Below are 12,355 nucleotides of genomic sequence, written 5' to 3' on the forward strand. Positions count from 1 at the left end.
CGCCGTAGGTGATCAACACACCTCGGCGGCATGAATGAATTGTTAGGCCGCTGCTCGGAGGATCAAGAGCGCGACGATGCAAGTGCCCAACAAGCCGACGAGAATTTGTTGAGCACGATAGTGTCGTCTAATGGCAATGTGATCAGGGTCTGACAAATCATTGGTTGCAGGAATCTTGCGCAGGCGGAATAAGTTGATGACGATCTCAAGGGGCGAGCCGCTGGAGCGAAAGTCTTCCAATTCACCGGGCTTTAACTGATGTGCCACCACTGCCTTGCGGAGCCGGCGAACGAGCAGCCAGTCATTTGCTATGACGGCAGCGAAAAGGACTAAAGGCACATAAGTCAACGGGTGCATAAACTCTCCGGGCGGTCTGTCGCCTGAATTAAGTCGGGCCGCGAAGTGGTGTCGACCTGGATGAATTGCTAGATCTGTACCACCTAAGGGACGGCGGCACGAACATGAGTACAAGAGTCCCAAGCTGAAAGGTGGCTTGTGCGACCAGGATGATTTTAAGCGCTGGTAGAAGGGCGTGCGCAATAGCAAAAGGGAAAAGCGAAACATTGGCCGCCAATAGAGCCGCAACTACCCAGCGGGCCCAGTTAAATCGCGAGAGAGCGGCTGCGATAAATAGCGCGGTGAGGCCAGCGGTAAGGGCAAACGCAACGGCAGTCATGACTCCATTGGTCGGAGTATCTATGAAGAGGAATTTGGAGTGGCCCGCCAGAAGGCTGCAAATAATGAACGCCGCCGCGAGCTTCAGCGACGCCGGTCGACGAGGCGTATCGCAACGTTTGTTGTTGATTGTTTTTGGTGCCGAGCAGGGATTTTCTTGCATGCAGGTCTAATGCCTGAATTGGGCGGTGCCGCGAAGCGGCGTCGGCTGGAATGAGTGGTTAATACTCGGTGGCTAGACAGGGAGAAAGTCTTTGCTGGAGAGCCGCCGATAGCCCCAAGGCAACGCCAGGTACAGTGCCTGATGATGCCTGCCGTGAAGATCTATAGGCACGAAATATGACGCCTCAACCACAAACGGCCACTTGATACGGGACGTGATCTCAATTTGAGCAGTTGGAATGATCTTTCCATCGAGATCGCGCCCACTCACGCGCTCCGCAACGATCTCCTGCCGAAGCTCGTGCTCTATGCTGGATTGGTAAGCGCTCGCTGAAACAAGGCCGGCTGCTAGTAGCGCTAGCCCGACCACCCCAAATGCAATCGTCGCCTTCTTCCCGCTTGCCATACTGTTTGGTCTGAGTGCTGACGCTTATTGGACCGCCTAACTGCGCGTGGCGCCGATCATGGCCGACTTCCATGTTGCTGGCAATGCGTGGAACTCCTCCTGCGCTTCAATCAGTTGATCGGCCGCTAAAAGGCGCGGCAAGGGGCGTGATGCCGCACAAACGAAGGTAGCGGTTATACCCCTCGACATACTGGTATGACGGCTGCGCGCCGCAATCAATGCGCTGGCTCGCGCGCATAACTCCCGACAGAAGAACGAAGGGCGCCCCAAGGCGCCCTTCGTGTCCATACCCCAACCAGCTTTTACGGCGCCGCCGGCTTCACCGGCTGCGGGTTCCCCGCCTGCCACCCGCACATCTGGCCTTCGTTCTGCTGCTTGAGCCATTCCTGCAGCGGGGCGAAGTATTCCAGCATCGGCGCGGCGTCGAGTTTCTCGGTGCCGGTCAGTTCCTTGAGGGTGGCCTGCCACGGCTGGCTGGCACCCTTGCTGAGCATGGCCCAGTACTTCTGGCCGGCTTCCTTGTTGCCGTAGAAGGTGCACTGGTTGAGCGGGCCGGTGTAACCGGCCGCGTCGCACAGACCTTTGTAGAACTGGTACTGCAGGATGCGCGCCAGGAAGTAGCGCAGGTACGGGGTGTTGCCCGGCACGTGGTACTTGGCGCCGGCGTCGAAGTAGTCCTCGCCGCGCGCGCTAGCCGGGGCCACGCCCTGGTACTGGGCCTTGAGTTCCCACCACTTCTGGTTGTACTGCTCGGGCTTGATCGAGCCGTCGAACACGCCCCAGCGCCAGCGGTCGATCATCAGGCCGAACGGCAGGAACGAGACGCCGCTCAGCGCCATGCGCATCTGCGCGTTGATGGTGGCCTCGCGGCTTTCCTGCGGCTTGTCGACCAGGCCGATGGAGTTAAGGTACTGCGGGGTCATCGCCAGCACGATGGTGTCGCCGATGGCTTCGTGGAAGCCGTCGTTGGCGCCGCCCTGGAACAGTGGCGGCAGCGGGTTGTAGGCCAGGTCGTAATAGATGTGGCCCAGCTCGTGGTAGATGGTGGTGAAGTTCTCTTCGGTGGGGGTGATGCACATCTTGGTGCGCACGTCCGCGCCGACGTCCTTGCCGTCGCCGCCCATGTTCATGTCCCAGGCGCTGGCATGGCAGACCACGTTGCGGTCCAGCGGCTTGATGAACTGGGTGTTCTGCCAGTAGCTCGGCGGCAGCTTGGGCATGCCCAGGGACACGTAGAAGTCCTGCGCGCGCTCGGTCATCTGCTTGGCGGTGGCCAGTTCGGCCTCGCGCTGGGCCTTGAAGCGGGCGGCGACGTCGGCGTTGGCGCCGGGCTTGGCCAGCGCAGCGCTTAGGTTGCCCTGGTGCTGCTTCTCCAGAGCGGCGGTGATATCCAGGCTGCCGGCGCCGGGGTAGGGCTGCAGCTGGTCCCACAGGTTGCTCCAGTCCTGCTGCCACATGTTGCCGGTCAGGTGCGCGGCGATCAGGCCGCCACCGACTTCGGCCTTGTCCTTGCCGTATTCCTTGTCCAGCCGGGCGCGGGTGTAGCAGTGCAGCTGTTCGTACAGCGGCTTGACCTGCTCCCACAGGCGGTCGGTTTCCGGGCCGACCTGTTCGGCCGGCATGTCGTAGCCGGCGCGCCACATCTGCCCGGCATCGGTGTAGCCCAGTTCGCGCGCGCCTTCGTTGACCAGTTCGACGAAGCGCTGGTACGGCTTGCGCGAGGCCACGGCGGTGGAGTGCCAGCCCTGCCAGGCGTCGAGCTGCTTGTCGTAGTCGTGCGAGCGCGCCAGTACCTGTTCCAGCTCGCCGAGCTGGCGGCAGTTCTGCTGGTCGCCTTCGCCGGTGCAGTAGGTGCCGGCGCCGTAGTCGCCTTCCAGCTTGGTGGCGATGCCGGCCAGCTCGGCCAGCTTGGCCGGGTCGCGCGGGGCCGGCATGGCGGTCATCAGCTTGAGCAGGTGCAGGGCACGTTGGGTGTCCTCGCTCATCGGCTGGCCTTCGTACTTGCCGGCCTGTTCAATCCAGCCGTTGAGGGTGGTCAGCCAGCGCTCGTTGGCCTTGGCGGCCACGCGCGCGGAATCGTCGTTGATGTAGGTGGACGACAGCCACTGCGCCGAGGTCATTTCCGGGTACATGGCCTTGTACTCGGCGTTGACCCGAGCGATGAACTGGTCGGCGCTCTCGGCCGGCGCGGCCGGCGCCGCGGGCGCTGCAGTTTCGGTGGCGGCTTCCTTCTTGCAGGCGGCCAGCGACAGCACGCCGGCGCTCACGGCGAGGGCCAGCAGCAGGTGACGTTGTTTCACGCGATTCCCCGGTGGTGATTGACCGGCGAAGGCTAGAGGGCCGCGACGACGGCGGCAAGTGGAGCGGCGTGCGGGCGTGCGTAGGAGCGGCTTCAGCCGCGATGGGGCTTTGCCGGGAAAGCCCCTTCGCGGCTGAAGCCGCTCCTACGCGGGGCGGGATTCTCAGCGCTTGAGGGCCATCAGCAGCACGCCGCCGCTGATCATCGCCACGCCCAGCCATTCGCGCCAGGCCAGGCGTTCGTGCAGGAAGGCGACGGCGAACACCGCCACCAGCACCACGCTGAGCTTGTCCACCGGCGCCACCTGGGCAGCGGGGCCGCGCTGCAGGGCGCGGAAGTAGCACAGCCATGAGGCGCCGGTGGCCAGCGCCGAGAGCAGCAGCCACAGCAGGGTCCTGCCCGGCAGGGTCAGCGGGTTGCTCCATCTGCCGGTGGCGGCCACGAACAACCCCAGCACCGCGACGATGGCGACGGTGCGCAGCAGCATCGCCAAGTCGGCATCGACTTGCTGCAGGCCGAGCTTGGCGAAGATGGCGGTCAGCGCGGCGAAGGCGGCCGACAGCAGGGCCCAGGGGAGCCATTGCGGGAAGGTGGCCATGGTGGGGTCTCCGGGTGCGAGCGGATCCGTCTTCCCACCATCGTAGGAGCGGCTTCAGCCGCGAATGCTCCTGGGCTTTCCCGGCGAAAAGCATCGCGGCTGAAGCCGCTCCTACGCAGGGCGGGGTTGCCGTGCGCAGCTGGCGAACAGGTCGCGGTCGCGCGCGTAAACCTGGGTGGTGACCTGCATCAGGCCCAGCACCGAGGGGAACAGGTTGTCCTGGTCGGTGCGGCGGTGCGCGCGCTCGCGCAGGCATTGCAGGTCCAGGCCGCGGTCGGCGGCGAATTGCGGGGAGAACCACATCACCATCGGCACGCGGGTCTGTTCGTCTGGCGCGATCGCATACGGCACGCCGTGCAGGTACAGGCCTTTCTCGCCCAGCGATTCGCCGTGGTCGGAAAGGTAGATCATCGCCGTGTCGTAGTCGTCCAGGCCGCGCAGGGCGGCGATGGTGCGGGCGAGGAAGTGGTCGGTGTAGCGCACCGCGTTGTCATAGCTGTTGACGATCTGTTCGCGGCTGCACTTGCCCAGGTCGGGGGTGTCGCAGGTCGGCGCGAACTGGCGGAACTGCGCCGGATAGCGCTGGAAGTAGCTCGGGCCGTGGTTGCCCAGCTGGTGCAGGACGACGACGCGGTCGCCCGGCCTGGCGCGCACCTGCGCGGCGAGGTCGTCGAGCAGGATCTCGTCCATGCAGCGGCCGTCGGCGCACAGGCCGGGCTTGGTCGCATCGTCCAGGCGCTGGATCTGCAGGCCCTCGCACACACCCTTGCAGCCGGACTGGTTGTCGCGCCACAGCGTGGCGATGCCGGCGTGTTCGAGCACGTGCAGCAGCGACTGGTGGGCGCGGATCTTCTTCTCATCGTAGTCGTGGCGACCGAACGGCGAGAACATGCACGGCAGCGACACCTCGGTGCTGGTGCCGCAGGCATGCATGTCGGGGAAGTTGATCACGCCGGCCTGCGCCAGTTCCGGGGTGGTCTGGCGGGCGTAGCCGTTCAGGCCCCAGTTGCGCGCACGCACGGTTTCGCCGACCACCAGCACCAGCAGGCGCGGCCGGCTGGTGGCCGCGCGCGGCGTGGCCTTGGCATCGGTGCCGAGCGGAAGCTTGGGTTGGTTCTTGATCGGGTTGGAGCTGGCCAGGTTCTGCTTCAGCGCGACCAGGTAGTTCACCGGCGTGGCCAGGTAACGCACCTCGCGGTGGTTGCGCATCAGCACCGAGACGTTCTGGAACGAGGCCAGCGTGCCGGCACCGGCCACCGCCGCCACGCCGACCAGGAACAGCAGGCGCCACAGCAGGGTGCGGCCCCAGCCGCGGCGGCGCAGGCGCACGCGCCACAGCAGCACGCACGGCAGCAGTGCGTAGCCGAGCAGCGGCAGCAGCAGCGCCGGCGTCATCAGCTCGCGCGATTCCTTGTGGTCGGTGGCCAGCACGTTGCGCAGCATGTCCGCGTCCAGGTAGACGTTGAAGCTGTTCATGTAGTGCGTGGCGAAGGCGGTGGCGACCAGCAGCGCCGTCAGCAGCACCTTGGCGTTCCAGCGCCACACCAGCAGGCCGAACAGCAGGGCGTGCACGCCCATGAGCAGCGCGAACAACGACACCGCGAACAGCACGCTGCCGGGATTGGTCGCCATGGCGTTGCGCCAGAACAGGCCGTTGCAGGCCAGCGCGAAGAACGCGCTGGCGAGCAGGATCAGCGTTTCGGTGCTGATTTCCGGCTGCCAGCGGCGCAGCCGCGCGAAGGCGGTGGCGGTGGTGGCGACCTGCGGGGACGCGGCGTTCATGCCTGGCCCTCCGCACGGCGGGCGTGTTTTGCCGGCGGGAACATCAACAGGTAGAGCAGCACGGCCACCGTCCAGCCCATCGCCAGCGCGCCCACGTCGTGCGAGAGGAAGTGCGCGCCGCGCAGCTGCTGGGAGAGGCCGAACACCAGCCCGGTGGCCAGCGCCGCCGCCAGCGCCGGCCAGCGCCAGTGCGGGCGCAGCCGCAGGGCGAAGAAATACAGCGCCACCCAGCCATAGCCGGCGCTGGCGTGGCCGGCCGGGAAGCAGGCGGCATGGCCGAGCACGACCGGGCGCGGCTGGAACAGGCCGATGAACGGCCGCAGCCCGCCGTAGCGCTGCAGGTCCCAAGGGCAATCCATCTGCGTCATCGACTTGAGCAGGGCGACGATGCCGGTGGACAGGCCCACCGCCAGCAGCAGGTACAGCAGCGGCAGGCGCAGCGGCTTCCAGCGGGCGTCGACGCAGGCGCGCAGCAGGGCCAGCATCACCAGCAGCGCGGCGAGGGTGCTCAGGTTCTTGCCGCCGCGGTGGATCACATGACTGGTCCACCACGCATCCCTGAGCGCCCACTGGCCGCCTTCCCAGCGGTAGAGCAGGTCGGCCAGCCACTGGTCGCCGTTGCCGGCCATCAGCACCAGGCCGATGGCGGCCAGCGCCAGCAACGGCAGCAGCAGGTGGCGGCGCAGGAAATCGCCGCGGGTCGCGGCGGGAAGAACCGCCGGAAGTGTGTAGGGGGAAACAGGAGCGACAGGCACGGGAGCAATACGCCGTTGGAACGTGGGCGCATCGTCGTTGCCGCTGTGTCGGAGATGGGTCGGAGCCTTGTCCGAACCGTGTTAAGCGTTCATCCGGGTCAGGTGGCCGTCAGCTGCGCGCCGCCGGCGAGGCATGCCGGTGCCGGCTTGTATCGGTCCGGGCCTGGAGGACGCGACAAGCAAGCAACGGAAAACCCGCTGAACCGCGCGGTCGGAGACGAGGCAGAGCGGTGTCCGTGCGAAGCGCTTTCTCGTGTCGGGCTGCCGTCAGCTGTGCGCCGCCGGCGATGCATGCGGATGCCGGTTGTAGCGGTCCGGCTTGGAGGATGCGACAGGCAGGCAGCGGAAAACCGGCGGAACCGCGCGGTCGAAGACGGGTCAGAGCGGTGTCCGTGTTAAGCGCTTTCTCGTGTCGGGCTGCCGTCACCTGTGCGCCGCCGGCAAGGCATGCCGATGCCGGTTTCAACGGTCGGGACGGGGGATGCGACCGGCAATCAGCGCGAAAGCCGGTGGAGCTGTGCGGCAGGCGAATCAAGCCATCGCGGCGATGAACGCTGCTGCCCGTCTATAGCGTGCATCGCCCGGGCCAATGTACGGCTTGCAGCGTCGCACCCGCACCCGATGCGATGGCAACGTCACCGGCGTTGCGCTGCCTAACTATGGAATCCAGGCGACGCCCGCGTCATCGTCGGCAGGCGCGCTGTAACCAGCGTTTGTCAGGCAGGGACACCGCCCTTTGCATCCGGGCCGTTCCGTTTCCTGGACAGCTTGCCTAGTCCTCGTCGTCGGCATCGCCGACGTTGCCGCTCACCGCGCCGTGGCTGCGCGCCACGCAGGCGGTGTCCAGCGCGGTGCCGGGCAGCAGTTGCCAGTCGTTGCGGTTGGCACTGCCGACGTCGATGACCCGGGCCGGGTCGGCGCAGGGCGTCATCGCCGGCTTCAGCACGAACAGCCAGCGCCGCCCCGGATCGGCCGCCACCCACTGCGCCGCCTGTTGCCACTGCTCGGCGACCGGGCGCTTGAAGCCGAAGTCGGTGGCCTGCGGCGAGGTCTGCAGCAGGTTCTGCTCGCGCCAGGCGACCATGCCCAGTTCGGCATCGGCGCCGATGCGCGCGCGCGCCTTGGCCATCACCGCCGAGGCCGAGCTGTACGGGTCCAGCGCCGGCATCAGCCCGGCGCCGTACATCGTCCACAGCAGTACGGTCGTCAGCACCACCGCCAGCCCGGCATGGCGCAGGCGCAGGAACGCCACCAGCGCGAGCGCGGCGATACCGAAGCCCAGCAGCCAGGCGCCCACCTGCGGCAGAACCCACGGGTCGATCGCGCGCCGGGCCGCCTGGCGCTGCGCCCAGCCGTCGCCATGCAGCGCGCCGTAGCCGATGGCCAGCGTCGCCAGCGCCAGCAGCAGCACGTACAGCAGCAGCGCCCAGCGCACGCCGGTACGGCGCAGCAGGCCCGCCAGCAGCGGCGCGGCCGCCACCGCCAGCGCCGGCAGCATCGGCAGGATGTAGACCTCGCGCTTGCCCGGGCTGGCGCTGAAGAACAGCAGCACCAGCAGCGCCCAGCCCAGCAGCACGATGTAGCGCGGGTCGGCGCGGCGCAGGCGGCGCCACCCGGCCGGTGCCAGCCACGGCAGCAGCAGGCTGCCCGGCAGCCACAGCGTGGCGATCACCTGCAGGTAGTACCAGGCCGGCTTCACGTGGTGCCAGGCGTTGGCGTAGCGGGTGCCGGTCTGCTTGAACAGCAGTTCGTGGGCGTAGGCCTGCAGGTGGGGATCGGCGCTGTGCAGCAGGGCGATGCCCAGCGGTCCCAGCCATACCGCCGTGCCGGCGAGGAACGCGGGCAGGATCAGCCACCACTTCCAGCTGCGACCCGGCACGGCCGCGCCGGCATGCCGCCAGCGCCAGGCCGCCCAGGGCAGCAGCGCCAGCAGCGGCAGGAAGCCTACGCCCTTGGTCACGGTGCCGACGCCGGCGGCGAACGCGCCCAGCGCCAGCAGCTTCCAGTCCGGCCCCAGCAGCAGGTGCCGCAGCAGCGCCCACAGCGACAGCGTGGTCATGCCCACCAGCACCATGTCGATCTGCGCGCGCTTGGCCATCAGCCCGAACTGGATGACGACGAACAGCCCCAGCAGCGCGTAGCGCGCCACGCGCCGGTTCCACAGCCGCCGCGCCAGGTCCCAGGTCAGCCACAGCGTCAGCAGCGCCGACAGCAGCGACGGCAGCAGGAAGGCGACGGTCCAGTTGCCCAGCAGCGAATAGGTGGCGGCCTGGATCCACATGAAGGTCGGCGGCTTCTCCGCGTACAGCTCGCTGCCCCGGTGCGGCAGCAGCCATTGCCCGGTCTCCACCATCTGCCGGGCGGCCAGTACAAAACGCGGTTCGTCCGGCGGGGATGGGTCGCGCATGCCGAGCCCGGCCAGCAGGCTGGCCACGACCAGCGCCAGCAGCAGGAGCCAGGGGCCGGTGGATCGGAGGCTGGATGGGCGCACGCGAGGCTCGCTTGGAAGTGTCGGCGGGGAGGATCGCGCAGCCGGCGTGGGAAGCGCGTCGGAGCCGCATTGTCGCTGTTTCGACACCGCTCCGACCATCGATATGGCTACGATGGGCGCACCTTCGGCGCCGGCCGTCGCCGCCGCCCGCGCCTTGGCCGGCCGCCGCCGGCGACGGGGGCGCACCGTTCCTCCCGGGATTCCCTCATGCGGCTGCTGGTCATCGAAGACAATCGCAACCTGATCGCCAATCTTTTCGACTATTTCGAGGCGCGCGGGCATGTGCTCGACGTCGCCCCCGATGGCGTGACCGGGCTGCACCTGGCCGCGACCCAGCCCTATGACGCGATCCTGCTGGACTGGATGCTGCCGCGGCTGGAGGGGCCGGAGGTGCTGCGGCGCCTGCGCGAGGAGCACCGCTCCGAGGTGCCGGTGATCATGCTCACCGCGCGCGACGAGCTGCCGGACAAGATCGCCGGTTTCCGTGCCGGCGCCGACGACTACCTGACCAAGCCCTTCGCCCTGCCCGAACTGGAAGTGCGGCTGGACGCGGTGCTGGCGCGCACGCGCGGCCGCAATCCGCGCAAGGTGCTGGAAGTGCACGACCTGCGCCTGGACCTGGCGACGCTGGAAGTGCAGCGCGCCGGGCAGCCGCTGCACCTGTACCCGGCCTGCCGCAAGCTGCTGGAAGTGCTGATGCGCGCCAGCCCGGCGGCGGTGCCGCGCGACCAGCTGGAATACGCGCTGTGGGGCGACGAACCGCCCGACGGCGACATGCTCCGCTCGCACATCTACGAGCTGCGCCGCAGCGTCGATGGCCCGTTCGAACAGAAACTGCTGCACACCCTGCCGCGGGTGGGCTACCGCCTGAGCGCGCCCGGCGCGACGGAGGCGCAATGAAGCGACTGACGCTGCGGCGCAAGCTGCTGGGCTGGCTGGCCAGCTACCTGGCGCTGCTGACCCTGGTGGTGTTCAGCGCGGCCAACTACGTGCACGAGCGCGCCGAGCATTCGGTGTGGCGCGCGCTGCTCAACTCCGAGCTGGACAGTGTGATCGCCAACAAGCGCAGCGATCCGCATTACCGCTGGCAGGACTCGGACACCCTGCATTTCTTCAGCGAGCATGACGCCCATGGCGTCCCGGACGAGCTGGCGCACCTGATGCCGGGCCTGCACGACGGCGTGTGGCTGGAGGGGCACAGCAACGCGGTGATGGTGCGGCAGACCAGCGACTTCGGGCGGGTGATGCTGGCGCTGGACATCACCGATTTCGCGGCGCTGGAGCACTTCACCACCCGCTGGGCCGTGCTGGCCGGCATCGCGATGGCGATCGTCACCCTGCTGATGGCGTGGATCGGCATGGACCGGCTGGTGCGCCCGCTGGTCGGCCTGGCCGACGACATCGCCGCGCTGCAGCCCGAGCGCAGCGGCCAGCGGATCCAGGTCGACGCGCGCGGCAGCGCGGAGATGGAAGTGATCGCCGGTTCGGTGAACGACTACCTGGAGCGCAACGAGCGTTTCGTCGAGCGCGAGCGCGTCTTCATCAGCACAGCCAGCCACGAACTGCGCACCCCGGTCGCGGTGATCGCCGGCGCGGCCGAACTGGCGCTGGAGCAGCCGGACCTGCCGCCGCGCGCGCGCCAGCAGCTGCAGCGCGTGCGCAGCACGGCGTCGAGCGTGGAGCAGCTGATCCAGCTGATGCTGGTGCTGGCGCGCGATCCGGCGCGGCTGGCGGCGCTGAGCGAACCGCTGGCGCTGGAGCAGCTGCTGGCGGAGATCGTGGCCGACCACGCGTACCTGGCCAGCGGCAAGGAGCTGACGGTCGACGTGGTGGACGCCGCGCCCTGCACGATCGTGGCGCCGGTGGGGGTGGTGCAGGCGGCGGTCGGCAACCTGCTGCGCAACGCGCTGGAGAACAGCGACCGTGGCGTGATCCGCATCGCGCTGTCCGCGCGCGCGGTGGTGACCATCGACGACCCGGGCCATGGCATGAGCCCGGAGGAAGTGGCCGCGGCCTACGCCAAGACCGCGCGCGGCGAGCGCAACATGCGCACCGGCATCGGCCTGGACCTGATCGGGCGGCTGTGCGAGCACCTGGGCTGGAAACTGGACATCCACTCGGGCCCGGAGCGCGGTACGCGGGTCACGCTGGACATGGGGGCGTCGCAGCCGTAATGCAGAAGGGCGTCGTGACTCCAGCTCCTTTCCCACAGGGAGAGGGGGGCAGTCTGTTAGAGGACGCAATGCCTTCCCTTCTCCCACCGGGAGAAGGTGCCCCGAAGGGGCGGATGAGGGACAGGGCGAAGCTCAAGCAGCCTGACGCCCGAACAGTCAGGTTTCCGGATGGATTCGTAGCCACCGGCCATCGCCACGATCAAGCGAGTTCCCGTGCAATACGGGCCGCTCCATCCTCAACCCAACCCCTCTCCCGGCGGGAGAGTGGCTTCAGGTCTGTCAGAGCACGCACTTAGGTTTGTCGGAGGACGCGCTGCTTTCCCTTCTCCCTGCGGGAGAAGGTGCCCCGCAGGGGCGGATGAAGGTCCGGGCGAAGCCTCATGCAGCCTGCTGCCCGAACAGCCAGGTTTCCGGATGGATATGTAGCCCCGAGCCATCACCGCGATCAAGCGAGTTCCCGTGCAATGCAGGCGGCTCTGCCCTCACTCCAACCCCTCTCCCGGATGGAGAGGAGCTCTCTCACACCGGCAGCAGGCCGCGTTCGATCAGCCACTGCCTCGCGTCGTCGGCGTCCTGCGCGAACCACGCCTGCGTGCAGCCAAGCCGGTAGGTGTAGCCCCACGCATCCATGTCGGCCATCAGCCGCGCGCTGCCGACGCCGGGCAGCTGCCCGGCCAGCACGATCTGCAGGTAGCAGGTGGCGTCCTCCTCGGGCACCGAATCGGTGGCGTCGGTGTGCACGAGGGCGCGCCGCTCGGGCGGCAGCACGATCAGGTGGCAGGCTTCGTGCAGCATCGAGTGCACCGGGGTGTCGGCGCGCACGTAGACGTCGCTGGCGATGATGCCCGCTTCCGGCTCGCCCCAGTAGCTGCCGGGAATCTTCTGCCCGTCCTCGACCCGGTGCAGGCGCAGGCCGTGGCGGGCGAGCAGGGCCGCCGCGTCGTCCCAGGCGATGTCGCCGACGCGGGTGACGGCCGGGGCGGCTTCGGTGGCGGGAGCGTCGGGCATCGGTA

10 protein-coding genes are annotated in these 12,355 nt (G+C 68.0%); 2 read left to right on the plus strand and 8 right to left on the minus strand.

Annotated elements, in window-relative coordinates; translation table 11 throughout:
• Window positions 1–42 precede the first annotated feature (42 nt).
• The 7 genes from CQ393_RS11430 to CQ393_RS11460 all read right to left on the minus strand — a co-directional run bounded on the left by CQ393_RS11430 (window position 43) and on the right by CQ393_RS11460 (window position 9,084).
• Entirely contained in the window at window positions 43–357 is a 315-nt protein-coding gene (locus tag CQ393_RS11430; protein ID WP_153191675.1) for a hypothetical protein, read from the minus strand.
• A 553-nt stretch (window positions 358–910) separates the two neighbouring features.
• Window positions 911–1,243, minus strand: a complete 333-nt coding sequence (locus CQ393_RS18240; protein WP_153191676.1) for a hypothetical protein — start codon at window positions 1,241–1,243, stop codon at window positions 911–913.
• Window positions 1,244–1,545: 302 nt separating this feature from the next.
• The gene (locus CQ393_RS11440) at window positions 1,546–3,543 is read right to left on the minus strand and encodes a M2 family metallopeptidase (RefSeq protein WP_343199943.1); all 1,998 of its coding nucleotides are present in this window, start codon (window positions 3,541–3,543) and stop codon (window positions 1,546–1,548) included.
• A gap of 162 nt (window positions 3,544–3,705) precedes the next feature.
• Window positions 3,706–4,140: an EamA family transporter gene (locus CQ393_RS11445; protein ID WP_153191677.1), complete on the minus strand. Its 435-nt coding sequence runs from the start codon at window positions 4,138–4,140 to the stop codon at window positions 3,706–3,708.
• 111 nt (window positions 4,141–4,251) lie between these two features.
• Window positions 4,252–5,922 carry a phosphoethanolamine--lipid A transferase gene (locus CQ393_RS11450; protein ID WP_153191678.1) on the minus strand — a complete coding sequence of 557 codons (1,671 nt, stop codon included), beginning with the start codon at window positions 5,920–5,922 and terminating at the stop codon, window positions 4,252–4,254.
• The gene (locus CQ393_RS11455) at window positions 5,919–6,551 is read right to left on the minus strand and encodes a phosphatase PAP2 family protein (protein WP_153191721.1); all 633 of its coding nucleotides are present in this window, start codon (window positions 6,549–6,551) and stop codon (window positions 5,919–5,921) included. Before CQ393_RS11455 ends, CQ393_RS11450 begins: the two co-directional genes overlap by 4 nt.
• An 898-nt stretch (window positions 6,552–7,449) precedes the next feature.
• Entirely contained in the window at window positions 7,450–9,084 is a 1,635-nt protein-coding gene (locus tag CQ393_RS11460) for a glycosyltransferase family 39 protein (protein WP_228114493.1), read from the minus strand.
• A 291-nt stretch (window positions 9,085–9,375) separates the two neighbouring features.
• Here CQ393_RS11460 and CQ393_RS11465 point away from each other — a divergent pair, with 291 nt between their 5' ends.
• Together CQ393_RS11465 and CQ393_RS11470 are read left to right on the plus strand one after the other, a co-directional pair.
• The gene (locus CQ393_RS11465) at window positions 9,376–10,068 is read left to right on the plus strand and encodes a response regulator transcription factor (protein ID WP_153191680.1); all 693 of its coding nucleotides are present in this window, start codon (window positions 9,376–9,378) and stop codon (window positions 10,066–10,068) included.
• Window positions 10,065–11,342 (plus strand): HAMP domain-containing sensor histidine kinase, encoded by a 1,278-nt coding sequence (locus tag CQ393_RS11470; protein ID WP_153191681.1) that lies wholly within the window; start codon window positions 10,065–10,067, stop codon window positions 11,340–11,342. Before CQ393_RS11465 ends, CQ393_RS11470 begins: the two co-directional genes overlap by 4 nt.
• A 519-nt stretch (window positions 11,343–11,861) precedes the next feature.
• Here CQ393_RS11470 and CQ393_RS11475 read toward each other — a convergent pair.
• Window positions 11,862–12,350 carry a hypothetical protein gene (locus tag CQ393_RS11475; protein ID WP_153191682.1) on the minus strand — a complete coding sequence of 163 codons (489 nt, stop codon included), beginning with the start codon at window positions 12,348–12,350 and terminating at the stop codon, window positions 11,862–11,864.
• Between the last annotated feature and the right edge of the window lie 5 nt (window positions 12,351–12,355).

This window comes from Stenotrophomonas sp. MYb238, from assembly GCF_009496535.1.
GTDB lineage: Bacteria > Pseudomonadota > Gammaproteobacteria > Xanthomonadales > Xanthomonadaceae > Stenotrophomonas.

What these genes read in the sequence shown, in the direction of transcription:
- CQ393_RS11430 (WP_153191675.1), bottom strand. Translation starts at nt 357, where the DNA reads ATGCACCCGTTGACTTATGTGCCTTTAGTCCTTTTCGCTGCCGTCATA.
- CQ393_RS18240 (WP_153191676.1), bottom strand. Translation starts at nt 1,243, where the DNA reads ATGGCAAGCGGGAAGAAGGCGACGATTGCATTTGGGGTGGTCGGGCTA.
- CQ393_RS11445 (WP_153191677.1), bottom strand. Translation starts at nt 4,140, where the DNA reads ATGGCCACCTTCCCGCAATGGCTCCCCTGGGCCCTGCTGTCGGCCGCC.
- CQ393_RS11450 (WP_153191678.1), bottom strand. Translation starts at nt 5,922, where the DNA reads ATGAACGCCGCGTCCCCGCAGGTCGCCACCACCGCCACCGCCTTCGCG.
- CQ393_RS11455 (WP_153191721.1), bottom strand. Translation starts at nt 6,551, where the DNA reads ATGGCCGGCAACGGCGACCAGTGGCTGGCCGACCTGCTCTACCGCTGG.
- CQ393_RS11460 (WP_228114493.1), bottom strand. Translation starts at nt 9,084, where the DNA reads ATGCGCGACCCATCCCCGCCGGACGAACCGCGTTTTGTACTGGCCGCC.
- CQ393_RS11465 (WP_153191680.1), top strand. Translation starts at nt 9,376, where the DNA reads ATGCGGCTGCTGGTCATCGAAGACAATCGCAACCTGATCGCCAATCTT.
- CQ393_RS11470 (WP_153191681.1), top strand. Translation starts at nt 10,065, where the DNA reads ATGAAGCGACTGACGCTGCGGCGCAAGCTGCTGGGCTGGCTGGCCAGC.
- CQ393_RS11475 (WP_153191682.1), bottom strand. Translation starts at nt 12,350, where the DNA reads ATGCCCGACGCTCCCGCCACCGAAGCCGCCCCGGCCGTCACCCGCGTC.